General features: G+C 74.5%; 19 protein-coding genes. 5 read left to right on the forward strand and 14 right to left on the reverse strand.

From position 1 onward, the window contains the following. Positions 1–82: 82 nt before the first annotated feature. From ACRRSS_RS21680 to ACRRSS_RS21730, 11 genes are all read right to left on the reverse strand, one after another. Positions 83–1270, reverse strand: a complete 1188-nt coding sequence (locus ACRRSS_RS21680; RefSeq protein ID WP_435972780.1) for a GntR family transcriptional regulator — start codon at positions 1268–1270, stop codon at positions 83–85. Positions 1271–1338: 68 nt separating this feature from the next. Then, positions 1339–2646, reverse strand: a complete 1308-nt coding sequence (locus ACRRSS_RS21685; RefSeq protein ID WP_435972781.1) for an alpha/beta fold hydrolase — start codon at positions 2644–2646, stop codon at positions 1339–1341. A 132-nt stretch (positions 2647–2778) separates the two neighbouring features. After that, on the reverse strand, positions 2779–4251 hold the full coding sequence (locus ACRRSS_RS21690; protein ID WP_435972782.1) for a cellulase family glycosylhydrolase: 1473 nt from the start codon (positions 4249–4251) through the stop codon (positions 2779–2781). 175 nt (positions 4252–4426) lie between these two features. Beyond that, positions 4427–5395 (reverse strand): ABC transporter substrate-binding protein, encoded by a 969-nt coding sequence (locus ACRRSS_RS21695; protein ID WP_435972783.1) that lies wholly within the window; start codon positions 5393–5395, stop codon positions 4427–4429. Next, the gene (locus tag ACRRSS_RS21700; RefSeq protein ID WP_435972784.1) at positions 5392–6066 is read right to left on the reverse strand and encodes an ABC transporter permease; all 675 of its coding nucleotides are present in this window, start codon (positions 6064–6066) and stop codon (positions 5392–5394) included. Before ACRRSS_RS21700 ends, ACRRSS_RS21695 begins: the two co-directional genes overlap by 4 nt. Continuing rightward, the gene (locus tag ACRRSS_RS21705; protein ID WP_435972785.1) at positions 6063–6743 is read right to left on the reverse strand and encodes an ABC transporter permease; all 681 of its coding nucleotides are present in this window, start codon (positions 6741–6743) and stop codon (positions 6063–6065) included. The genes ACRRSS_RS21700 and ACRRSS_RS21705 overlap by 4 nt, the downstream gene beginning before the upstream one ends. A gap of 116 nt (positions 6744–6859) precedes the next feature. Next, positions 6860–7249: a VOC family protein gene (locus tag ACRRSS_RS21710; RefSeq protein ID WP_435972786.1), complete on the reverse strand. Its 390-nt coding sequence runs from the start codon at positions 7247–7249 to the stop codon at positions 6860–6862. A 105-nt stretch (positions 7250–7354) separates the two neighbouring features. Then, positions 7355–8185 carry an ammonia-dependent NAD(+) synthetase gene (gene nadE / locus ACRRSS_RS21715; protein WP_435972787.1) on the reverse strand — a complete coding sequence of 277 codons (831 nt, stop codon included), beginning with the start codon at positions 8183–8185 and terminating at the stop codon, positions 7355–7357. Between the two features lie 181 nt (positions 8186–8366). Next, positions 8367–10445, reverse strand: a complete 2079-nt coding sequence (locus ACRRSS_RS21720; RefSeq protein WP_435972788.1) for an ATP-binding protein — start codon at positions 10443–10445, stop codon at positions 8367–8369. Positions 10446–10478: 33 nt separating this feature from the next. Next, the gene (locus ACRRSS_RS21725; protein ID WP_435972789.1) at positions 10479–12065 is read right to left on the reverse strand and encodes a molybdopterin-dependent oxidoreductase; all 1587 of its coding nucleotides are present in this window, start codon (positions 12063–12065) and stop codon (positions 10479–10481) included. A 94-nt stretch (positions 12066–12159) separates the two neighbouring features. Beyond that, complete coding sequence (locus ACRRSS_RS21730; RefSeq protein ID WP_435972790.1) at positions 12160–12846, reverse strand: sigma-70 family RNA polymerase sigma factor; 687 nt, start codon at positions 12844–12846, stop codon at positions 12160–12162. Between the two features lie 133 nt (positions 12847–12979). Here ACRRSS_RS21730 and ACRRSS_RS21735 point away from each other — a divergent pair, with 133 nt between their 5' ends. Further along, a complete protein-coding gene (locus ACRRSS_RS21735; protein WP_435972791.1) occupies positions 12980–13972 on the forward strand; it encodes a MerR family transcriptional regulator in 993 nt (330 codons plus the stop codon). Positions 13973–14012: 40 nt separating this feature from the next. On the opposite strand, the gene ACRRSS_RS21740 is transcribed toward ACRRSS_RS21735, so the two are convergent. Both ACRRSS_RS21740 and ACRRSS_RS21745 read right to left on the reverse strand, forming a co-directional pair. Further along, positions 14013–15386: a cryptochrome/photolyase family protein gene (locus tag ACRRSS_RS21740; RefSeq protein WP_435972792.1), complete on the reverse strand. Its 1374-nt coding sequence runs from the start codon at positions 15384–15386 to the stop codon at positions 14013–14015. Between the two features lie 229 nt (positions 15387–15615). Further along, the gene (locus tag ACRRSS_RS21745) at positions 15616–17226 is read right to left on the reverse strand and encodes an SDR family oxidoreductase (RefSeq protein WP_435972793.1); all 1611 of its coding nucleotides are present in this window, start codon (positions 17224–17226) and stop codon (positions 15616–15618) included. Positions 17227–17367: 141 nt separating this feature from the next. Between ACRRSS_RS21745 and ACRRSS_RS21750 the strand changes: the two genes are divergently transcribed. Together ACRRSS_RS21750 and ACRRSS_RS21755 are read left to right on the forward strand one after the other, a co-directional pair. Beyond that, positions 17368–17862, forward strand: a complete 495-nt coding sequence (locus tag ACRRSS_RS21750; RefSeq protein ID WP_435972794.1) for a MarR family winged helix-turn-helix transcriptional regulator — start codon at positions 17368–17370, stop codon at positions 17860–17862. Positions 17863–18153: 291 nt separating this feature from the next. Then, positions 18154–20286, forward strand: a complete 2133-nt coding sequence (locus tag ACRRSS_RS21755) for an MMPL family transporter (RefSeq protein ID WP_435972795.1) — start codon at positions 18154–18156, stop codon at positions 20284–20286. Positions 20287–20298: 12 nt separating this feature from the next. On the opposite strand, the gene ACRRSS_RS21760 is transcribed toward ACRRSS_RS21755, so the two are convergent. Next, positions 20299–20928, reverse strand: a complete 630-nt coding sequence (locus ACRRSS_RS21760; RefSeq protein ID WP_435972796.1) for a fasciclin domain-containing protein — start codon at positions 20926–20928, stop codon at positions 20299–20301. Between the two features lie 225 nt (positions 20929–21153). Between ACRRSS_RS21760 and ACRRSS_RS21765 the strand changes: the two genes are divergently transcribed. Beyond that, the gene (locus ACRRSS_RS21765) at positions 21154–21738 is read left to right on the forward strand and encodes a sigma-70 family RNA polymerase sigma factor (protein WP_351900416.1); all 585 of its coding nucleotides are present in this window, start codon (positions 21154–21156) and stop codon (positions 21736–21738) included. Next, on the forward strand, positions 21735–22490 hold the full coding sequence (locus ACRRSS_RS21770; RefSeq protein WP_435972797.1) for an anti-sigma factor: 756 nt from the start codon (positions 21735–21737) through the stop codon (positions 22488–22490). Before ACRRSS_RS21765 ends, ACRRSS_RS21770 begins: the two co-directional genes overlap by 4 nt. Positions 22491–22554: the final 64 nt, after the last annotated feature.

Raw genomic sequence — 22554 nt, forward strand, 5'->3', positions numbered from 1 at the left:
CCTCTCCTCGGAGGGTCCCCTCGCGGGGCCCGGTCCGAGTTCTACCGGTGTCCGTCGGAAGCACTCCATGAGCAATGGGTGCTCATCGCTTGGACTTTCGCGCGCCGTCCGTCCCCTGACCGCCCCCGGCGCCGGGGCCGCCCGCCGTCCCGGGTCCGCCCTCCGTTCCCCGTCCGCCGCCGCAGGAGGCGCGGACGACGAGCCGGGGGCGGAGCTGCACCTGGTGCAGCGGGGCGGCCTCGCCCTCGGCGAGGCGCCGGAGCAGGATCTGCGCGGCGAGCCGGCCGAGCTGGTACTTGTGCGGCGAGACGGCGGTCAACGGGATCTCCGCGACATCGGCGAACTCGTTGTCGTAGCTGATCAGGGCGAGGTCGCCCGGGACCCGCACTCCGGCGCGGCGCGCGGCCCCGAGCATCAGCGCGGCCTCCCGGTCGCCGAAGCAGAGCGCGGCCGTGACACCGGCGGCCCGCAGCGCGGTGAGGGCGCGGTCGGCGCGGTCCGGGTCCCAGCGGGCCATCACGTCCCGCTCGTACGCCGATGCCCCGGGCAGCCCGAGGTCGGCGACGGCGCGGGCGAAGCCGGACTCGATGGGCGCGGTGGTGGGCGCGTCGGTACGGGCGACGAGTCCGAGGCGCTCGTGGCCGAGGGCCCGCAGATGGCGCACGGCGTCGTAGGCGCCGCCCTCGTGGTCGGTGCAGACGTGCTCGGTGGGGTCGCCGGGGCCGTACGCGGCCAGTCGGCGCTCGACGAGGACGGCGGGGACGGGCAGGGCGAGCAGTTCCTCGGCGCGCCGTCCGGGGTCGGCGGCGGTGTGCAGGCCGGGGACGAGGAGGAGTCCGTGGACGCCGGCCGAGAGCAGGCGTTCGAGGGCGGCGTCCTCCTCGTCGGGGTCGTAGTGGGAGCAGGCGAGGACGAGCCGGGCGCCGGCCCGCGCGAGTTCCTTCTCGATGCCCTGGAGGACCCTCGGGTAGTAGAAGGTGGTGTCGGGGACGAGGACGCCGACGATCCGCTGTCCGACGGTCCGTTCGGGGCGGTGGGCGGCGAACGTGCCCGCGCCCTGGCGGCGTTCGACCAGGCCGAGGCCGACGAGGTCCTCGTAGGCGCGGCGGACGGTGGTCACCGACACGCCCGTCTCGGTGGCGAGGGCGCGTTCGGTGGGGAGTTTGCTGCCGGGCGGCCAGGTGCCGTCGAGGATGCCGCGCCGCAGTTCGGCCGTGAGGGCCCGGAACTTCAGCTCCCGGCCGGACGCCGGTGTCTCGCGTCCCGTCATCCGGACCCCCTCGTGCTCGCGGCGCGCCCCTGCGCGTCGGGGGCGCGCCGCATCCTATGCGGGAGCCGTCAGATCTCGTCCCGGGCGAGGGCGAGCAGCCGGTCGAGGACGCGCGGTCCCCCCGCCCGTACGCCGTCGTGCTCGAACTCGTCGGTCACCCAGGTGCGCAGGCCGCGGATGGCGCGCGCGGTGTCGAGGGAGTGGGCGGTGTCGACGTACATGTCGTCGTGGTAGACGGCGGCGGCGACCGGGACCCGGTTGGCGGCGAGGCGGTCGGCGTCGTAGAGCGGGGCCCAGTCGGTGCGGGCGGCGAGGAGTTCGGCGGTCTCGCGGAGCGGGCGCAGGGCGGGGTCGGTGGTGAAGTGCCAGGGGTGGATCGTCTCGCCGGTGAAGAGGAGCGGGCTGCCCCCGGCGAGGGCGGTGCGGGCGTCGAACGCGGGGTGCTCGGCCCGGACGCGTTCGGCCGCCCAGTCGGTGGGGCCCTGCCCCTGGGCGTAGATGGCCTCGTGGAGCAGGGCGTACAGCGGGTGCCCCGCGAACGACAGGTGGGCCTGGACCTGCTCCAGGAAGGCGTCGGCGAGGGCGGGTCCGCCCGGGGTGGGGACGAACGCGCTCTCCAGGAGCAGGTGGAGCTGGTGGGTGCCGTCGCCGGAGCCGAGGAGGATGCCGAGGGACTGGAAGGCCTCGGGGGTGAGCGGGCCGCCGCCGGGGAGGGTGACCTCGTGGTCGAGGAGGTGGGCGGCGACGGCGCGGGCCCGTTCGGCGTCCTGCGGGTAGCGGGCGAAGTGGGCCTCGTTCTTGCGCAGGACACGGGGGAAGGCGGCGCGGTAGACCTCGTCGGCGGTGGCGTCCAGGGAGGGCAGGCCGCCGGTGATCAGGACCCGTTCCAGGCCCTGGGGGGCGGTGGAGAGGTAGTGGGTGGCGCAGAAGCCGCCGAAGCTCTGGCCGAGGACGGTCCAGGGGGCGCCGCCGGTGAGCCGGCGCCGGATGGTCTCGCAGTCCTTGACGATGGAGTCGGCGCGGAAGTGGGCGAGGTAGTCGGCCTGCTCGGCCGGGGTGCCGCGGAGCGGCAGGGTCTGGCGGTTGGCGGGGGTGGAGCGCCCGGTGCCGCGCTGGTCGAGGAGGAGGACGCGGAACTCCTTGACGGCCCGGCCGAGCCAGGCCTGCGGGCCGATGAAGCGGCGGGCGCCGAAGCCGGGGCCGCCCTCCAGGTAGACCAGCCAGGGGAGCCGTTCCGGGTCCGCTCCGGCGTGGCCGCTCGCGACGACCTCTCGGCCGAAGACCTCGATCCGCTCGCCGTCGGGCCGGGCGTGGTCGAGGGGGACGGGGAAGCGGTGGTCGGTGAGGACGAGTCCCGGCTGCCGGTAGGTGGTCACGCTGTTCCTGCTCCTGTTCGGTACGCCCCCGCGAGGACAGTGGATCACACGGCGGGGGCGTACCGGAGGCGGGGCGCCTCAGGGGTCCGGAGTGTCAGCGGGCCCTGGGGGTGGGGCGGTCGGGCCGGGGTGTCAGGAGGTCGGGAAGGCGTCCGCGGTCCTGACGCGGTCCCGGATCCAGACGCCGGCGGGCTTCAGGGAGGCGGTTCCGGTCCAGGTGCCGCCGGCGGCGCAGGTGCCGGACTTGAAGACGGCGCCGCTGCGCTCGTCGTCGGAGAAGTTCCAGTTGACCCAGCTGATCTTCTTCGCGGCCATGAGGTCGAGGAAGCGCTGGCTCATGGCGAAGTCGTTCGCGCCCTCGCCGGCGTAGTTCTGCGTGCCGAACTCGGTGACGAAGACGGGCAGCTTGTCGGCGGCGCGGGAGAGCGTGTTCAGGTACTCGTCGCGGTGCGAGGAGGCGTAGAAGTGGAAGGTGTACATGATGTTGGTGGCGTTCACCGGGTTGGACACGACCTCGGACTCGTTCGCGCCCTCGGAGACGCCGAACGAGGACCACGCGCGCGTCCCGACGAGGATCGGGGTCTCGGCGTCCTTGGCGCGGATGACCGGGATGAGCTGCTCGGCGTAGCTCTTGATGCGGGACCAGGCGACGCCGCTGGGCTCGTTGGCGATCTCGTAGAGCAGGTTGGTCTTGGCGCCGTGGCGCTGGGCGATCTCGGTGAAGAAGGTCTTGGCGCGGGCGAGGTTGTGGTGCGGGTCGCCCGGGTCGAGCATGTGCCAGTCGACGATCACGTACAGGCCGCGCGCGGTGGCCTGCTCGATGAGGGAGTGGGCGAGGTCGGTGTACTTGCGCGGGTCGGTCTCGTATCCCCCCTCCTGGACGTAGGTGGAGACGCGCAGGACGTCGGCGTTCCAGTCCTTGGCGAGGGCGTCGAGCGAGCCGCCGGTCAGGCACTGGCCGTACCACTGGGTGCCGTGGCTGGACATGCCGCGCAGCTGGATCGGCTTGTTGTACTGGTTGCAGAGCTTGGTGCCGCAGACCCTCAGCTGGCCGTTGATCGCGGCCGGGGTGCTGCCGGTGGTCGGCGGGGTGGTGGCGCTGTCGACGGCGAGGTGGTCGACGTTGGGGCCGCCGTCGGCGGTGGTGGCGGTGGCGCGGACGGTGTTGGCGCCGGCCTTGAGGGTGGTGGTGACGGTGGTGGTCGCCCAGGTGGTCCAGGCGCCGGTGCCGGCGAAGGACCTGCCCGCGGCGACGACGGCGCCGTTGACGGCGATGTCCATGGGGCGGTTGTTGGTGCTGCCGTTGGCGTAGCGCAGGGTGAGCGTCGCGGGGCCCGCCTGTGCGGCGTTGACGTTCCACTGGACGTGACTTCCGGTGGCGTTGTCGTAGTTGACGAACCCGTTCCCGGTGAAGCCGGTGTGGTTGGACTCGACGAGGCCCCTCGAGACGGTGGCCGTCTCCGCCTCGTGGGTGACGGGGGCGGCGCTCGCCGTGGGAGGCGCCGTGGCGAGGCCGAGGAGCAGGGCGCCGAGGGCGGTGCCGGCGACACCGAGGCGCCGGAGGCCGGGGCGGATGCGGGGGCGTGCGGATCGTGCCGAAGTCATGGGGGTCTCCATGGAACGACGAACGGGGGATGGGGTGGTGGGGTCCTGCTGGACTGGACCTGGGCTGGACTGGCAGGAAACTTTCCTAACAGATGAATAGCAGGGCCCTGAACCCCCTTGCAAGGGTCATGACAAGAGACGCTGTTCAGCGGGCTGACGGCGCGGCCCGCCGACGTCAGCCGGGGACGAGCCCCTTCTCCACGAGATAGTTCCGCGCCACGTCCTCCGGGAGCCGCCGCCAGCTGTCCACCTGTTCGTTCAGATGCGCCAGATCGGCCGTGGTCAGGACCGCGTTGAGCCGCGCGAGCGCGCGGGTGACGCCCTCGCTCCCGGCGCGGGCGCGGTTGACGACGGGGACAATGAAGTCCGCGTTCTGGAGATGTCTGTCGTCGGCGAGCAGGACGAGCCCGAACTCGTCGAGCGTGGCGTCGGTCGTCGTGGTCAGCACCAGCTGGTCCTGGCCGTTCTGGACGGCCTGCTTGGCCGGGGTGGTGCCGACGCCCTTGGGGTCGACGGCGGTCACGTCGATGCCGTAGACCTTCCTCAGACCGGGGGCGCAGTACGGCCGCCGGACGCATTCGTCCCCGGCCGCGAGCCGCACGGGAAGACCGGTCGCGCCGAGGTCGCTGAGCGTCTTCAGCCGGTGCTCGGCGGCGAAGTCGGCGGTCACGGCGAAGGCGTTCTGGTCGACCGCACGGCCCGCGTCCAGGACGGTGAGTCCGCGCGGTCCCGCGAGCGCCCGGAGCGCCGTCATGGTCGCGGCCAGGTCGGGCGAGCCGACGGGCGGCGCGTCCGCGCCGTTGACCTTGGCGTTCAGCCAGTCGGCGAAGGTCGCCGCGTACTCCGGCACGACATCGATCTGGCCGCGCTCCAGGGCCGGTTCGTACAGCTCGCGGTTGGTGACGGAGAGGATCTTCGTCCGGTATCCGGCCTTCTGGAGCAGCAGGGCGTACATCTGCGCCAGCAGGTCGCTCTCGGTGAATCCGGCCGAGCCGACGGTCAGGTCGCGGCTGTCGCCCGGCGGGGCCGTGACCGCGTCGCGGTCCTCCAGCGACGGGCCGGCCGCGCAGCCGCCGAGACCGGCACAGACCGCGAGCAGCGGGCCGAGGGCGGCGAGGAGCGCGCGGGGACGCCGCCCGTTCACCCGCCGCTCCCCCGCCCCGCGGCGGGCGCCAGCCGCTGGACGGCCTCGAAGACCCCCTCCACCAGGAGCGCGAGGACCGCGACGAGACAGGCCCCGGCGACGACCTGCGGGGTGGAGGCGAGATTGAACCCGGCGGTGATGATCCGGCCGAGCCCGCCGCCCCCGGCGAGCGCGGCCACGGTGGCGGTGGCGACGAGCTGGACGGCGGCGATCCGCACACCGGTGAGGATCAACGGCAGCGCGAGCGGCAGTTCGACCCGGACGAGGGTCTGGCCGCCCGTCATGCCCATGCCCCGGGCGGCCCGGACGACATCGGCGTCGACTCCCCGTATCCCCACGTACGCGTTGGTCAGCAGCGGGGGCACGGCGAACAGCACCAGGGCGATGATCGTCGGCCAGTCGCCGTACGAACCGATCGGGCTGAGCAGGAGCAGCACGAGGACGGCGAAGGTGGGGACGGCCCGGCCGGCGTTGGAGAGGTTCACGGCGAGCGCGCCGCCCCTGCCGAGATGGCCGAGGACGAGCGCGACCGGCAGCGCGACCGCACAGCTGATGACGAGGGAGACGGCGGTGAGGTACAGGTGCTCGCCGAGCCGGTGCCAGACGCCGTTCTCGCCGGACCAGTGGGCGGAGGTGGTGAGCCAGGACCAGGCCTCGGCGAGGGTCGTCACGCGGCCCGCCCGCGGGTCCAGGGGGTGAGCAGGCGTTGCGCGCCGAGGAGGAGCAGGTCGGCGGCGACGGCGATGAGGACGCAGAGCACGGAGGCGGTGAGGACCTGCGCCTTGAAGTACGTGTTCATCCCGGAGTAGATGAGGTTGCCGAGGCCGCCGTGGCCCACGATCGCGCCGATCGTCACGAGGGAGACGGCGGACACGGCGGCGATCCGCAGCCCGGCCATCGCCGCGGGCAGCGCGAGCGGCAGCTCGACGGCGAGGAGGAGCCGGACCGGCCCGTACCCCATGCCGCGCGCCGCCTGCCGGGTCTCCTCGGGGACGGCGCGGAGCCCGGCGAGGATGTTGCGGACGAGGAGCGTGAGGGAGTACAGGACGAGGCCCGCCACGACCAGCGCGCCGGAGAGTCCGTACACGGGCAGGAGCAGCGAGAACATCGCGAGCGCCGGGATCGTGTACAGGAGGGTCGTGACCCCGAGGACGGGAGCCGCCGCCCAGCCCCAGCGGCGGGCGGCGACCGCGAGGGGAAGCGCCAGCACCAGGCCGAGGGCGACGGAGACTCCGGCCAGCTGGACGTGCTGCACGACGGCGTCGGCGAGGATCTGGCTCCGGGTGGAGAGATAGGCGCCGCAGATCCACTCGTTGCGGGCGAGGCAGTCGTCGGGCGGCGCGATCACCCTCCCATTCGAGGCGGTACGGGCCCGCCGCGCACCCGGGCCGGTCCGTTCGGGTCGGTCCGCCCGGTCCGTACGGGCCGACGCAGTCCGTCGGCGGCGACCCGCGTCCGGGTCCGTCAGCCGTCGGTCTGGAGGACCGACAGGACGTTGCCCGCCGGGTCCGTGAACCACGCGACGGCCGGTCCGCCCTCGACCCGCACGATGCCCTTCTCGTCGGCCTCGAATCCCTCGTAGCGCTCCAGGGTCACTCCGCGCCCCGTCAGCTCGTCGACGGCCCGGTCGATGTCGTCGACCTCGAAGTTGAGGATCGTGAAGGTCGCGGGAGTGTGGTCGTCCTTGGGGTAGACGAAGACCCGGGTCCCGCCGGCCAGGGTGAGGAACAGCATCCGCATGTCGTCCTGGCCCTCGTCCCGCACCTTCAGACCGAGGGTCTCGCCGTAGAAGCGGCGGGCGGCGTCGAGGTCGTCGACCGAGAAACCGCTGAACGCAGAGGTTGAGCCGAACATGACGTGCTCCCTTCCGGCGCCCCTGAGGGGGCGCCCCTTCCAGGATCCGCCGACTGTCCGCACTCCGCCGCTCGCCGCTCCCGCCGCCCCTCCGGGCGCGGGCGCTCAGGGCGCGATCGGCAGCTGCCGCTTGTGCTCGGTGAGCTCGTAGCGGCGCACGATCGAGGCGAAGGCGGCCTCCGCGACGGGCTTGCCCTCCAGGAAGTCGTCGATGTCGTCGTAGGTGACACCGAGCGCGTCCTCGTCGGGCTTGCCCGGGTCGAGGGTCTCCAGGTCGGCCGTGGGGGTCTTCCACACCAGCTCGGCCGGGGCGCCGAGCTCGGCGCCGACGGCGCGGACGCGCCGCTTGGTCAGGCCGGTGAGCGGGACGACGTCCGCGGCGCCGTCGCCGAACTTGGTGAAGAAGCCGGAGACGGCCTCGGCGGCGTGGTCGGTGCCGACGACGAGCCCGTCGTGGGCGCCGGCGACCGCGTACTGGGCGATCATCCGCTGGCGGGCCTTGATGTTGCCTCGCACGAAGTCCTGGTGGTGGGCGTCGCGGAACGTCAGGCCGCCGGCGAGTGCCGCCTCCAGGGCCGCGTCGCTGGCCGCCTTGACGTCCACGGTGAGGACCTGGTCGGCGCGGATGAAGCCGAGCGCGGTCTGCGCGTCCTTCTCGTCGGCCTGGACGCCGTACGGCAGGCGCATCGCGTAGAAGGTGGCCTCGTGACCGGCGGCGCGGGCCCGCTCCACGGCGAGCTGGCAGAGCCGGCCGGCGGTCGTGGAGTCGACGCCACCGCTGATGCCGAGGACGAGGGAGCGCAGACCGGTGGAGGTGAGGCGCTCGGTGAGGAAGGCCACGCGGCGCTCGATCTCGGCCCGCGGGTCGAAGGTCTCGGCCACCTGGAGGTCCCGGGCGATCTGCTGCTGGCGGGCGGTGGACGCCGGGTCGGTCACGGGGGTCTCCTCGTCAGGGTCGGTCGGCGGCGGACCGGGGGTGTCCTGGATGTCCCGGTGGATGCCGGGGCCGCGCGCCGACGGGGCTACGGGAGTCGACTCTACGCATCGGTGTACGGGGGCGTCGCCCTGCCCCGTGCGCACCGGCCCTTACTCCCCGGCCTCCCGTGCGCCCCGGCCCTCAGCGCTGCCGGGGGACGCGCAGCGCCCGGTCGAGGCCGTCCTGCGGCAGACCGGTGAGGGCGCGTACGAAGATCTCCTCGTAGGCGGGCTCGCCGATCGTCGCGCGGACCGTGTCGGTGTACTTCTCGTGGAGGGCCCGCAGCCCGGGCAGACCGCGCCGGGGCTGTCCGGTGGAGCGCCAGAACGCCTCCCCGGTGCCGGAGACGTCCGCCGCCCGCTCGCCGTCGCCGGCCGCCGCGAGGGCGGTGGCGAGGACGTCGAGACCGAGGGCGACGCCCAGGCTCGCGCCGAGTCCGCGGGTGCCTTCGAGCATGGCGCGGGCGTGTCCGGCGGCGGTCGCCGGGTCACCCTCCAGAAGCCCGGTGAGGGCGAGCTGGTACTCCAGGGCGGTCCGGGTCCAGTGCTCGTCGAGCTCCTCGCACCGGGCGCGCAGGGCGAGCGCCTGCTCCCGGGCCTCGGCGAGCCGGCCGAGGCCGGTGAGGGCGAAGACCCGGACGAGGCGGCAGCGGAGCCGGGCGGCGGTGTCGGCGCCGTCCCGCGCCGCGTCGAGCACGTGGCCCACGACGACGTACGCGGCCATCGGCCGGCCGGTGGTCAGGGCGAGGAGCCCGGCGAGGGCGGCGGCGTCGAGCGTGGGGTCACCGGGGCGACTCTCGGCGTGCTCCGTGTACTCCGCGTGCCGCGCCTCGCGGGCGCAGCGCTCGCTGACCTCCTGGGCGGGACCGAACTCGCCCTGGAGCACGAGGGTGACGCCGAGCGCCCACAGGGCGCGGGCCCGGACGCGGCCACGGGCGTCGCTCAGCAGGAGGGCCTGTTCGAGGCCGTCGCAGGCCTCGCGGAGACGGCCTCGGCAGGACCAGGCGAAGGCGACGGAGCCGATGAGGTCGAGGGCCGCGTCGGGGTCGGTGCGCAGCAGCCGGTCGAGGGCGGTGCGCAGGTCGGTGTGGTGGGCGTCGACGGTCCGGTACCAGCGTGGTTGCCGGGCGCCGTGCCATGCGCTCTCCGCCCGGCGCGCCAGGCCCCGGAAGTGGGCGGCGTGCCGGTCGGCGACGGTGCCGGTCTCGCCGGTCCGGTCCAGCCAGGTCGCCCCGTACGCGCGGATCGTGTCGAGCATCCGGTGCCGGCCGGCCGCGTCCGGCGGGCGGACCACGGAGGCGCGGACGAGTCCGTCGAGCGCGCCCGGGAGGGTCGCGCGGTTCAGCGGGCCGCCGATGCACACGGCGGTCGCCGACGCGAGGTCGAAGGGGCCCCGGAAGACGGACAGGCGTGCCCAGAGGAGGCGTTCCAGGGGCGCGCTCAGCTCGTGGCTCCAGCCGATGGCCGCGCGCAGGGTCTGGTGGCGGCTCGGCCACACCCGCTCCGTGTGGGCGAGCAGGTCGAAGCGGGCGGTGGGCGGGGCGTCGAACCGGGTGCCGAGCTGGTCGCGAACGGCTTCGGCGCCCTGGAGGCGGATCTGCGCGGCGGCCAGTTCGAGGGCGAGCGGGATGCCCTCAAGGCGTACGCAGATCTCGCCGGCGGGGCCCGCGGCGGGGAACTCCTCCCCGGCGGCGCGGCGGAGCAGTTCCAGGGCGTCGCGTCCGGCCGGCGGGAGCGGGTCGAGAGCGACGACCCGCTCGCCCTCGACGCCCAGGGGGCGGCGGCTGGTGGTGAGGACGGTGAGTCCGGGGGCGGCGGCGAGGAGGTCGGCGACGAGCCGGGCGCAGGGTTCGGCGAGGTGCTCGCAGGAGTCGAGGACGAGCAGCAGGCGGTCGTCGGCGAGGCGGCGGCGGAGCCCGGTGGTCGCGGTGCCGGGGGTGTGGTCGGCGAGGTCGACGGAGTCGGCGACGAGGGCGACGAGGAGGCGGTCGCCGTCGAGCTGACCGAGGTCGGTCCACCAGACACCGTCCGGGTACCGGTCGGCGGCGCGGTGCGCGGCGCGCAGCGCGAGCCGGGTCTTCCCGACTCCCCCGACGCCGGTCACGGTGACGAGGCGGTGTTCCGCCAACGCGGCGGACACGCGCTCCAGTTCCGTGCGGCGTCCCACGAAACCGGGGTTCTCGTCCGGTAGATGTCCACGCACGGCAGCAGTCTCCCTCATGTGGGCGAGGAACGGGCCTACGGATCCGCTTCGTTACGCACCTTCGACCGTGACGACCACCGAGTGCCACCCCTGCGCCCCGTTCGGCATGGTGTCGGTGCGCTCCTCCGGCTGGGTGGCGCCGGTGCCGTCGGTGGCGCGGACGGTGAGGGTGTGCCGGCCGGGGGCGGCCTCCCACGGGTGGGCCCACTGGCGCCAGGTGTCGCTGCTGTCCTCGGCGGCGAGCCGGGCCTCCTGCCAGGGGCCGTCGTCGATCCGTACCTCGACCCGGCGGATGCCCCGGTGCTGGGCCCAGGCGACCCCGGCGACCATCACGGTGCCGGCTGCGGGGCCGGCGAAGGGGCGGGGGGTGTCGATGCGGGACTGGGTCTTGACGGGGGCCTCGGCGGACCAGCCGCGCGGCACCCAGTAGGCGTCGTAGGCGTCGAAGGTGGTGAGCTCGATCGACTCGATCCACTTGCAGGCGGAGACGTACCCGTAGAGGCCGGGGACGAGCATGCGGACGGGGAAGCCGTGGGAGAAGGGCAGGGGTTCGCCGTTCATCCCGAAGGCGAGGAGGGCGTCGCGGCCGTCCATGACCTGCTCGACGGGGGTGCCGATGGCCATGCCGTCGACGGAGCGGGCGACGAGCTGGTCGGCGGGTCCGCCCTCGGAGGGCGGGCGGACGCCGGCCTCGCGGAGGAGGCCGGCGAGGGGCACGCCGAGCCAGCGGGCGTTGCCGACGTAGGGGCCGCCGACCTCGTTGGAGACACAGGCGAGGGTGATGTCCCGCTCGATCGCCGGCCGGGACATCAGCTCCCGCAGGGTGTACGTGACGTCCCGGCGCACTCCGCCGCCGTGGAGGCGCAGGTGCCAGCGGTCGGCGTCGACCCTGGGGACCACGAGGGCGGTGTCGACGCGGTAGAAGTCGCGGTTGGGGGTGACGAAGGGGCTGATGCCGGGGACGTCGAGCTGGGCTCCGGGGGGTACGGCCGGCGCGGGGGACGCCGGCCGGGGCAGGCGCAGGGCGGCGCGGGAGGCGGCGGCGTTCTCCGCCACGGGGCTGCCGACCGCCCGGGCGAGGGCGGCGGCGCCGGTCGCGGCGAGACCGGTGGAGGCGGCGACGACCAGGAAGCTCCGCCGGTCGGCGCGGGCGGCCTCGGACCCCGCGCCGGCCCCCCGGGTGAGACGGCCGGTCAGGACGTACAGCAGGAGGGCGCCCGCTGCCGAGCCGACCAGCGAGGGCACGGCGTCCATGGCCGAGTCCGAGTCGGGGCGGGTGACGGCGGCCAGGGCCCCGAGGACGCCGAAGGCCCCGACGGCCGCCGAGCCGAGCGGACGGTGGCGCAGCGCGAGCAGTCCGATCCCGACGGCGAGGACGCCGAGAAGGACCAGGATGCCGAGCTGGAGGACGGCCTTGTCGCTCTCGCCGAAGGCGCGGATGGCCCAGTCCTTGAGGGCGGCGGGGGTCCGGTCGACGACGGCTCCGCCGACGGCGGGGACGGGGCTCGCCTCCGGCCGTACCCAGAAGGCGGCGAGGTCCGCGACGGCGAGCGAGACGTACGCGGCGAGGAGGCCGCCGACCGCTGCCAGGAGGCGGTCCGTGCGCGTGGGCTCGCGCGGGGGCGCTGAGAGGCTCATGCCTCTCGTTTCGGCATCGACGGCGCTCCGGATGGGCCGATTCACCTGGACGGGTGGACGCGCCGGGGAAGCCCGCTCCGCGTCGTGCCCGGCCTCAGCTCGCGAGGGACGTGGCGCGCCGGTTCCGTCCCGGCGTGTCGGTCAGCGAGCGGCGCATCCGGTCGAGGCCGCGCCGCGCGTGGCTCTTCACGGTGCCGAGCGGCAGGCCGGTGCGTTCGGCGATCTGGACCTGCGTGAGGTCCCCGTAGAAGGCCATGGCGAGTACCTGGCGCTGCGCGGCCGGGAGTTTCGCCAGCTCACCGGCGACCATGAGCCGGTCGAGGACCGCGTCGGGGCCGTGGGCCGCCGCGTCGTCGTCGTGGGCCAGCCGCGTCCCGGCCGCGATCACCAGGTCCCGGCGGCGGGTACGCGCCGCGAGGGCGTCGGCGATCTTCCGCCGGGTGATGCCGACGAGCCAGCCGGGGAACGGGCCGCGCTCCGGCCGGTAGCCGGCGCGGCCCCGCCAGGCGGCGAGGAAGACCTGCTGTCCGACGTCCTCGGCCTCCTTGGGGTCGCCGAGGCTGCGGGCGGCGAGAGAGGTCACGAGGCCGGACCACCGGTCGTGGGCGGCGACCAGGCACCGGTCGTCTCCGCGTACGAAGCCCTCGGCGAGCTCGCGGTCGGACAGGGACCGGGCCTCGCCGCGTACGAACGCCTCGGCGATCCCGCCGGCCTCGCGGTCGTACGGGGACCGGGCCTCGCTCCGGGACGACGACCGGAGGACGGTACTCGGTGCGGTCATGGCGGCTGCTCCTCTGACCTGGACCGGAGGTGACCGGTCGGCGGGCGGGGCTCCCTCGCGGGGGCACCACCAGGCTCCGTCGCGGCGCCGACGCGGCTCCACTCGCATCGCTTGTGCGTCGTATCCTGGAGCCATGACCGAGCTCACGCCGGGCCTCACCAGCGGAGCGGTCGCCCGCCGCCTGGGCGTCGCCCCCACGACCCTGCGCTCCTGGGACCGGCGCTACGGCATCGGCCCCGCCGCCCGTGAGGACGGCAGGCACCGGCGCTGGTCGCCGGAGGACATCGCCGTCCTGCGGGAGATGTGCCGGCTGACCGCGTCGGGGGTCCCCCCGGCGGAGGCGGCCCGCACCGCCATGGCCGGAGCGGCGCCCGCCCCGCCCGCCGCCGACGACGCGCCCCCGGCGCCGCTTCCGGCGGACGAACCGTCTCCGGACGAGGTACGACGGGAGCTGCGGGGCCTGGGCCGCGCGGCGGTCCGGCTCGACTCCGGAGCCATGGACGAGCTGCTGGAGTCCACGATCGCGAAGCACGGTCTGGTCGCCGCCTGGGAGGACGTGATGGCCCCGGCCCTGCACGCCGTCGGCCGCAAGTGGCAGACGTCGGAGGACCGTTACGTCGAGGTGGAGCACCTGCTCTCCTGGCACGTGTCGTCGGCTCTGCGCCGGTTCGGCGCCGTGACCCGCTCTGCTTCCCGCGCGGCCCGCACTCCCCCGGTCCTGCTCGCCTGCGTGCCCGACGAGCAGCACACGCTCCCCCTGGAGGCCCTGGCCGCGGGACTCGCCGAAATCGGGTTGCCCACCCTGATGTTCGGGGCGGCGGTGCCACCGGAGGCGCTCGACCAGGCGGTACGGCGGACCGGACCGGCCGCGGTCGTGCTGTGGGCCCAGGCGCGGTCCACGGCGCACCACCCGCTGGCCCGCCACATCGCCGACACCTCCTGGGGCGTCAAGGGCGCCAGGACCCGTCCGGTCGTCCTCCTCGCGGGCCCCGGCTGGGCGGGCCGCACCCCCGCGCCGGGGATGCTGCGCCCCGGCGGACTGCGCGAGGCCCTGGCCGTGCTGCGCGGGCTCTGCGAGGCGGCGCGGGACGGGGAGCGGCCCGCTTCCACGTCGGCGTGGTCCTGAGAGCCGACCGGAGTGCCGGGCCCGCCGGGAGCCGCGGCGTTCAGTCCCGGTCGCGGGCGTGCTTGAAGCGGGCGAGACCGTCGGCGAGTTCGACCACGGGGTCCGGGTAGTCGTACCGGGCCCGTTCGAGGCCGGGCAGCTTCCACGGCTCGTGGATCGCGGCGCCTTCGAGTCCGGCGAGTTCCGGCACCCAGCGCCGGACGTAGGCGCCGTCGGGGTCGTACCGCTTGCCCTGGATCACCGGGTTGAGCACCCGGTTGGGGCGGCTGTCGGTGCCGGTGCCGGCCATCCACTGCCAGTTGAGCTGGTTGTTGGCGACATCGCCGTCGACCAGCAGGTCCATGAAGTGGCGCGCGCCCTCACGCCAGTCGAGGTACAGGGTCTTGGTCAGGAACGAAGCCGTGAGCAGCCGTCCCCGGTTGTGCATCCACCCCTCGTGGGCGAGCTGACGCATCGCGGCGTCCACGACCGGGTAGCCGGTACGGCCCTCCCGCCAGGCCCGGAGGTCGTCCTCGGCATCCTTCCCGCGCCGCCAGCGGTCGTGCCGGGTGCGGTAGTCGGCGGCGGCGGCGTCGGGGCGGGCGGCGAGGACCTGGTGGTGGAAGTCGCGCCAGCAGAGCTGCCGAACGAACGCCTCGGCGCCGTGGCCGCCCCTCGACCGGGCCCGGTGGACGGCCTCGGCCGCCGAGACGGCCCCGAAGTGGAGGTAGGGCGACAGGTGCGAGGTCGCGTCGCCCGCGAGGTCGTCGTGTCCCTCCTCGTACGTGTCGGCGCCCCGTCCGAGCCATGCGGTGAGCCGCTCGCGGCCCTCCTTCTCGCCGCCGGTGGCCAGGCCGGCGGAGACGTCGGGGACGTCCGCCGGGGCGGGCACCTCCTCGGAGCGGATCCCGTCGGGTACCGGGACCCGGCGGGGCGCCGCGATCGGTTCGCGCAGACGCTCGCGCGACCAGCGTTGGAAGTAGGGGGTGAAGACCGCGTAGTGGTCCGAGCCGTTCGGTGTCACGGCCCCGGCGGGCAGGGCGGTGACGACGCCGTCGTGGACGTACAGGCGGCGGCCGTCCGCCTCCAGGGCGCGGCGCAGGCGGTCCTCACGGCGCCGCGCGAAGCCGCTGCATCCGGCCGCCATGTGGACGTCGTCGGCGTCGGCCTCGCGCACGACGGCGCACACCTCGACGACGGGGTCGCCCGAGCGGACCACGAGCCGGCCGCCGCGCTCCCGCAGTCCGGCGTCGAGGTCGGTGAGGCAGGCGGCGAGGAAGGTGAGACGGTTCGGAGCGGGGGGGCCGGCGCGGTCCACGGCCGGATCGCGGACGAACAGGGGCACGACCTGGTTCCCCCGGTTCAGCGCGGCGCGGAGCGGCGGATGGTCGTGGACGCGGAGGTCCGAGGTGAACAGGACGACCGAGACGTTCATGGCACCGCTCCTGGCAGGGGACCACGCCCCGCCGCGCGACGCGCGGCCGGGGTGGGCACGGGGCTGACCTTGCGGGGGTCATTCGCGGTGAGGGGGCGATCCGGATGCGGTCCACGGGGCGGGGAGGCCGGGAAGACCGGGGAGGCCTGGGAGACCGGGAAGACCGGGAAGACCGACGAGACAGGCGAGACTGGCGACACCGGGGCGGGACCACACCGCACCGCCATCCTCACTCCTCGCGGTCCCGCGCGGTGGCCGGTGCGGGGTGGTCGGCGGTCGCGGGGCGCGGGCCCGTGGCCGCTCCGTCCCGGTCCTCGCCCGGCGTCTCCCCGGCCGCCGTCCCGTTGGCCTCCGCCGTCCGCGCGATCTTGCGGGCCATCCCGCCGAAGACCACGGCGTGGAAGGGCGAGACGCTCCACCAGTAGGCCTGGCCCGCCAGGCCGTGGGGGTGGAAGAGGGCCCGCTGGCGGTAGCGGGTCATCCCGTTCCCGTCGCGCTCGACGTACATCTCCAGCCAGGCGAGTCCGGGCAGGCGCATCTCGGCCCGCAGCCGCAGCAGCCTGCCGCGCTCGATCTCCTCCACCCGCCAGAAGTCCAGCGAGTCGCCGACCCGCAGGTGGGAGGCGTCCCGTCGGCCCCGGCGCAGTCCGACGCCTCCCACCAGCCGGTCGAGCCAGCCCCGGACGGCCCAGGCGAGCGGGAAGGAGTACCAGCCGTTCTCCCCGCCGATGCCCTCGACGACCCGCCACAGCGCCTGCGGCGAGGCGTCCACGGTCCGCTCGCGCTCGTCCGTGTAGAGGCTGCCGCCCGCCCAGTCGGGGTCGGTGGGCAGCGGGTCGCTCGGTGCGCCGGGCACGGACGCGGAGGACCAGCGGGTGACGATCCGGGCCTCGCGGACGCGTTCGAGGGCGAGCGAGAGCGCCGTGCCGAAGGCGAGAGGGGAGCCGGGCGGGTCCGGCACCCAGTCGGCGATGTCGTGCTCGTCGCAGACGACCTCGTACCGGAGTGACTCGGCCAGGGGGCGGGCGATGGAGCGCGGGACCGGGGTGACCAGGTTGATCCAGTGGCTGGACAGGCGCGGTGTCAGGACCGGCACGGGGAGGATGAGCCGCCGGGGCAGCCCGGCGACGTCGGCGTAGCGGCGCATCATGTCGAGGTAGGTGAGGATGTCGGGGCCGCCGATGTCGAAGGCGCGGCTGACCTCCGCGGGCATCCGGGCGCTGCCGACGAGGTAGCGCAGCACGTCCCGGACGGCGATCGGCTGGATCCGGGTGCGCACCCAGCTCGGGGTGACCATGACGGGCAGGCGTTCCGTGAGGTAGCGGAGCATCTCGAAGGAGGCCGAGCCGGATCCGATGATGACGGCGGCGCGGAGCACCGTGGTGGGGACGCCGGACTCCAGGAGGATGCGGCCCACCTCGGCGCGGGAGCGCAGGTGCGGCGAGAGTTCCCGGTCCGGGATGTCCCGGGGGCTGAGGCCGCCCAGGTAGACGATGCGGCCGACCCCGGCGGCGCGGGCCTGTTCGGCGAAGGTGCGGGCCGCCAGGCGGTCGGTGCGCTCGAAGTCGTGCCCGCCGCCGAGGGCGTGCACCAGGTAGTAGGCGACGTCGACGTCCTGGAGGGCGGGGGCGAGCGTCTCGGCGTCGGTGACGTCCCCCCGGACGATCTCCACGTCTCCGGCCCAGGGGTGGTCCCGCAGCTTCGCGGGGGTGCGGGCCAGGCAGCGCACCCGGTATCCGGCCGCCAGGAGTTCGGGGACGAGGCGTCCGCCGATGTAGCCGCTGGCGCCCGTGACCAGGCAGAGCGGTCCCGGGGTCTCCTGTCCTGACGCGTCGCTCATGAAGCTGCTCCGTTCCGCTGTCGGGGCCCGTTCGGCTCCGCCTCCGTCCGGGGGTCCCCCGGCGGCCCCGGGGGGCTTCCCGATCCTTTCCCCCGACGCGGCCTCTGTGGATGCACCTGCCGGTATCTATAGGCTGATCGTGTGGCCAGTACAGAGGAATCCGGGACCGGTGGGACCCACCCCGAGGGCGCTCCGGGTGATCTCCAGAGCTTCGCGCGCGCGCTCCGGCGGGCGAACGGTGAGATCAACCGACTGGTCCATGGTTTCGCGCTCGCGCAGGGACTGCATCCCACGGACATCCAGGCGCTCTCGGTCGTCCTGGACAGCCCGGAGCCGCTGACCCCGGGCCGGCTGAGGGAGCACCTGGGGCTGACGTCGGGGGCGGTGACGGCCTGTCTCGACCGGCTGGAGAAGGCCGGGCACGTCCGGCGGTCCCGGGAGAGCGCCGACCGCAGGGTGGTGCACGTGCACTACGTGGAGGGGGCGAAGGCCGCCGCGCGCAGTTACTTCATGCCGTTGGCGCAGGCGGCGGACCGGGCCCGGCTCAGGTTCGGCGAGGAGGAGCTGTCCGCGGCCCTGCGGTTCCTGGACGCGCTGAACGAGGAGCTCGGCGACCTGCGCGTGCCCCGTCGCTGACGGGGCCGCCGCCCGTACACTGCCGCTTGGCCGGGTGGTCCCGGCGCCCCTCCTGTCCCCCTGGCCGATCCACCCGCCCGTGACCGAATTCCGTCTCCCTGGCCGGCGCCGTACTCCCGGCCGGTCCGCGCACTGACCGACCTCGCACCCAGACCGGTCCGCCTCCTCCGCCCCGTTCCCACCCCCCGCCCCGCCGAGGTTCCCAGCCGTGCTTCAATCTCTCTCAATCATTGAGATTCTTTTTCATTGAGATAACTGTCGAGACCTCGTCCCCTCGTCCCTGGAGTCCGCATGTCCCGCCCCACACGAAGGGCAGTCCGTCTCCTGCCCCTCGTCCTGCTCGTCGTCTGGCTCGCCGTCGGCGGCGGCCTCGGCCCGTACGCCGGAAAGCTCGGCGAGGTGGCCACCAACGACCAGGCCGCCTTCCTGCCCCGCAGCGCCGAGTCCACCCGGGTGATCGAGGCCCAGCGGGACTTCCGCCAGCAGGAGACCCTCCCCGCGCTCGTCGTCTGGACCTCGCCCGGCGGCGGGCGGATCGACCCGGAGACGCGCTCCGCCGCCACGCGCGCGCTGGCCACCCTCACCGGCAAGCCCGGGGTCGTCGGCGCCCCGTCCCCCGCCCTCCCCTCCGAGGACGGCGAGGCGCTGCGCGGAGTCGTCCAGCTCCGCCCCGACCTCGGCGAGGAGCTGGCGCCCACGCTCGGAGCGATCGACCGCGCCGCCTCCTCCGTGCCCGGCACCACCGTGTGGCTGGCGGGTCCCGCCGCCACCCAGGCCGACCTGTCGGACGCCTTCGCCGGCATCGACGGACTGCTGCTCGCGGTCGCCCTGGTGACGGTGCTGCTCATCCTGCTGCTCGTGTACCGCAGCGTGCTGCTGCCCCTGGTCATCATCGTCGGCGCGGTGTTCTCGCTCGCCCTGGCCTGCGCCGTCGTGTACGTGCTCGCCGACCACGACATCGTCCGCGTCGACGGCCAGGTGCAGGGCATCCTGTCGATCCTGGTCATCGGCGCCGCCACCGACTACGCCCTGCTCCTCGCCGCCCGCTACCGCGAGGAACTCGCCCGTCACGAGGGGGACCGCTTCCCGGCCATGCGCGCGGCGCTGCGCCAGTCGGCCGGGCCGATCACGGCCAGCGCGGCCACCGTCGCGCTCGGCCTGCTCGCGCTCCTGTTCAGCGATCTGACGAACAACCGGGCCCTCGGTCCGGTGGGCGCCATCGGCATCGTCTGCGCCGTGCTGAGCGCCCTGACCTTCCTGCCGGCCGTCCTGGTCCTGCTCGGACGTGCCGCGTACTGGCCCGCCCGGCCGCGCCCGTCCGACTCCGAGAGCGGCGGCACCGGGATCTGGCGGCGGGTGGCCGCCCTGGTGGACCGGGCTCCGCGCAAGGTCTGGGCGGCGACGCTCGCCGGCCTCCTCGCCTGCGCGGCCTTCGCCCCCATGCTCGACTCCAAGGGGGTCCCGCTCGACGAGATCTTCGTGAACGACGCTCCGTCCGTGGCCGCGCAGGAGACGCTCGGCCGGCACTTCCCCGGCGGAGCGGGCAACCCGGCGATCGTGATCGCCGACGCGGACGCGCTCGTCCGGGTGAAGGCGGCGGCCGAGGACGTCGAGGGAGTGGCCTCGGCCGACGCGGTCACCGCCTCCGGCCGGCCCGGGGCCGGTGCGCCGCTCGTCGTCGACGGACGGGTCCGGATCGACGTCACCCTGACCGACGCGGCGGACAGCGACGCGGCCGGGGAGGCCGTCGCCCGGCTCCGCGCGTCCGTGCACGCGGTGCCGGGGGCGGAGGCCCTGGTCGGCGGATACACGGCACAGCGGTACGACACCCAGCGGACCGCCGAGCGCGACCGGATGCTGATCGTCCCGGTGGTGCTCGCCGTCATCCTGACCATCCTCGTCGGCCTGCTGCGCTCGCTCCTGATGCCGGTGCTGCTCGTCGCCACGGTGGCCCTGAACTTCGTCGCCACCCTCGGGGTCTCGGCCCTGGTCTTCCAGCACGTCTTCGGATTCACCGGTACGGACTCCTCGGTGCCGCTCTACGGGTTCGTGTTCCTGGTGGCGCTCGGCGTGGACTACAACATCTTCCTGATGTCCCGGGTCCGGGAGGAGTCGCTGCGGCACGGCGTCCGGGAGGGCGTCCTGCGCGGGCTGACCGCCACCGGCGGTGTCATCACCTCCGCCGGTGTCGTCCTCGCCGCCACCTTCGCGGCCCTGGGCGTCATCCCGCTCGCCTTCCTGGTGCAGATCGCCTTCATCGTCGCCTTCGGCGTGCTCCTGGACACCCTGGTGGTCCGCTCGCTCCTCGTCCCCGCCCTCGTGCGCGACCTCGGCCCCGTCGCGTGGTGGCCGGGTGAACTCAGCCGGCGTACGACGGGGCCCGAGGGTGGTGGTGCTCCTCCGGAGAAGGCCTCCGCTCCGTAGGCGTCGGCACCGTTACTTGGGCATCAGCACCGTGTCGATGATGTAGACCGTCGCGTTGGCGGTGGGGACGTTGCCGCAGACCACCTTCGCGGAGTCGTTCACCGTGTAGGACTCGCCGGAGCCCTTGGTGGTCAGCGTGCCCTTCTGGAGGGTCTCGAAGGAGCCGTTCTCCAGCTGCTTCGGGGTCAGCTCCTTGCCGACGACGTGGTAGGTGAGGATGTCGGTCAGCATCGGCTTGTCCGCGAGGACCTTGTCCAGGTCGGCCTTCGGGATCTTGGCGAAGGCCGCGTTGGTCGGCGCGAAGACCGTGATGTTCTCCGCGGTGTTCAGCGTGTCGACCAGACCGGCCTGCTTGACGGCCGCGACCAGCGTGGACAGTTCGGGGTTGTTCGAGGCGGCCGTGGCCACCGGGTCCTTCGCCATGCCGTCGAAGGACCCGGCGCCCTCCGTCGGCACCGAGGCGCACCCGGGGCCGAAGGGGCCGTCGGCCTTCGCGGCCGTGGCCGTGGCCGACTGCGACGGAGCCGCGGGGGCCGCCGCTCCGTCGCCGCTCGCCTCGGCCGAACAGGCGGTGAGGCCCAGCGGCAGCAGGACGGCGGCGGTCACGGCGACGGTGGCACGGCGGAAGGTCTGGCTGTTCATGATCGCTCCTGGGGCTTCGGGACTCACCGGCCGGTGAGTCCCACGCCCCCTATTCGGCGCGGGCCCGCGTCCGGATGGTTCTGTCGCCCGAAGGAGTGAGGAGGTCCCGCCGCCGCCCCTCGGTGGCACGGAGCTGTGAGAAAGAGTGCGAACACCGACCCGTCCGACAGGCCGAGGGCTCCGAATCCCTCCACATAACCGAGTGCTTTCTGGAGGATCTCCCCGGTGACAGAGAACGTACGGATCGGCAGGGCCCGGTCCACGGCTCCGGACCTGCCCGAACTGATGGGCCGGGTGGCCCTCGGTGACCAGCAGGCCTTCACGGGCGTCTTCGAGGCCGTCTCCGGGCCGGTGCTCGGCCTCGTGCGGACCGTGCTGCGAGACCCCGCCCAGTCGGAGGAGGTCGCCCAGGAGGTGCTGGTCGAGGTGTGGCGCACCGCTGCCCGCTACCAGCCCGCGCGCGGATCGGTGATGACCTGGGTCCTGACCCTCGCGCACCGCAGGGCCGTCGACCGGGTGCGCTCCGAGCAGGCGGCGTCGGACCGTGAGAAGCGGGTGGCTCTCCTGGACCACACGCCGGCCTACGACGAGGTCGTGGAGCAGGTGGAGAGCCGTCTGGAGCGCGAGCAGGTACGGCGCTGTCTGCGCGGCCTCACCGAGTTGCAGCGTCAGTCGGTGACGCTGGCGTACTACCGCGGCCTCAGCTACCGGGAGGTCGCGGAACTGCTGGCGGCGCCGCTGGGCACCGTCAAGGCGCGGATGCGCGACGGGCTCATCCGGCTCAGGGACTGCCTGGGGGTGGGCGCGTGAACACCGTGGACCCGCACACGCTGACCGGCGCGTACGCGCTCGACGCCCTGGACCCCGAGGAGCGCGGGGCCGTAAGGCTGCACCTGGCCGGGTGCGCCTCCTGCGCCCTGGAGGTCGAGGAGTTCTCCGAGACCGTGGCCCGGCTCGGACTCGCCGTCGCGACGGCGCCGACCGCCACGCTGCGGGCCGGGGTGATGGAGCGGATCGCGACCGTACGCCAGGAGCCGCCGCCGACCACGAGTCCGGTGCGGGCCCCGCGCGGGCGGCGCGGCCTCCGGCGGTGGTCGCACTGGGCGCTCGCGGCGTGCCTGGCCGGGGCCGTCGGGCTCGGCGGGGTCGCGGCCTGGCAGTACGAGCTGGCCGGGGAGGCCCGGCAGGAGACGGACCGGGCGCGGGCGGCGAACGACGCCGTCGCCGTGGTCCTGGCCGCCCCGGACGCCCGGGTCTCCACCAGCCGGCTCGACGGCGGCGCGGTGGGCACGGTCGTCGTCTCGGCCTCGCTGGACCGGGCGGTGTTCGCGGCGTCCGGCATGGCGCCTCCGCCGGCCGGCAAGGTGTACCAGCTCTGGTACGACGACAAGGGCACCATGCGCCCCGCCGGGCTCATGGACCCGGGGGCCACCGCCGAGGCGACCCTCCTCCAGGGACCCGTGGACGGGGCCTCGGGGATGGGGGTCACCGTCGAACCGGCCGGCGGCTCACCGCGACCGACCTCGGACCCGGTGGCGGTGCTGGCCTTCCCTGCCGTCTGACACACCACGCGCGGGCGGCCGGGGCCCGCCCGTGAGTGGCACCTCGGGACGCACGTGCGGGGCC

Source organism: Streptomyces sp. Qhu_M48 (genome assembly GCF_051305195.1).
Classification (GTDB): domain Bacteria; phylum Actinomycetota; class Actinomycetes; order Streptomycetales; family Streptomycetaceae; genus Streptomyces.